The organism is Corallococcus sp. 4LFB (genome assembly GCF_046520365.1).
Lineage (GTDB): Bacteria > Myxococcota > Myxococcia > Myxococcales > Myxococcaceae > Corallococcus > Corallococcus caeni.
On sequence record NZ_JBKGHJ010001142.1, the window covers coordinates 1 to 798 of the forward strand.

Annotated in this window: 1 pseudogene; it reads left to right on the top strand. The window is 71.9% G+C overall.

What is annotated here, in order from left to right:
• Window positions 1-507: 507 nt before the first annotated feature.
• A pseudogene (locus ACLEQD_RS44590) lies at window positions 508-798 on the top strand (hypothetical protein); the annotation flags it as partial.

Here is a 798-nt window from a genome sequence, read left to right on the forward strand (position 1 = left end):
GGTTCGGGCTCCGGGAAGGACGCCGTCCCTGACGCGGACTCCGGCACGGACGCGCCCGAGCGGCGGCGCCACAGCCTGCCCGCCACCCACAGCCCCACCGCGCCGGCCATCCACCCGAGTCCCCGGCCTGGCCTCGTGGCTCGCATCGAAGGCTCCTTCCCCGCGCGGGCCGGGACCTCCAGGCTCGCGCCCCTACACAGTGGGGCGTGGGCACGCGTGCGGCCAGCGTGAAGCCCGGTGGCGTTCGCCCTGCACGCTCGGTGTCCGGACAGGGGGCAGGAGGGCGGCCGGTGTGGCGCCGTGACCGGCGTGCGGCGCGTCGAGCCCCCGGAGCATCCAGCGTCAGGGGTTTCCCTGGGCGCCGGGGCACCCACATTCCTCGTGATGGCCGTGGCGGGCACCTCGCGTCCCTTCCCCCAAGGAAGCCGACCCCAGCAAGACGGGTCAGCCGAGCGCACCGCTTCCGACCACACCCGACCCGACGTGAAAGGCACAAGGAGCCAGTCAATGATGATCAAGCGCAACGACATCAAGGAAGGGATGACGGTCCGCAGCAGCGACGGCGAGAAGCTGGGCAAGGTCTTCGCCCTGAGTGAGGGCGAGTTCCACATCGAGAAGGGGATGTTCTTCCCGAAGGACTATCTCGTCCGCTACTCCGAGGTGAGCGACATCCGCAACGGGGAGATCTACCTCAACCACGGCCGCGAGGCGCTGCGGGGGCTGTCGGACTCCGACACCGCCGTGATGGCGGGCCGGGGTGGCGGCGCGGGCGTGGGCCCTGGCGCGGTGGGCGCGACG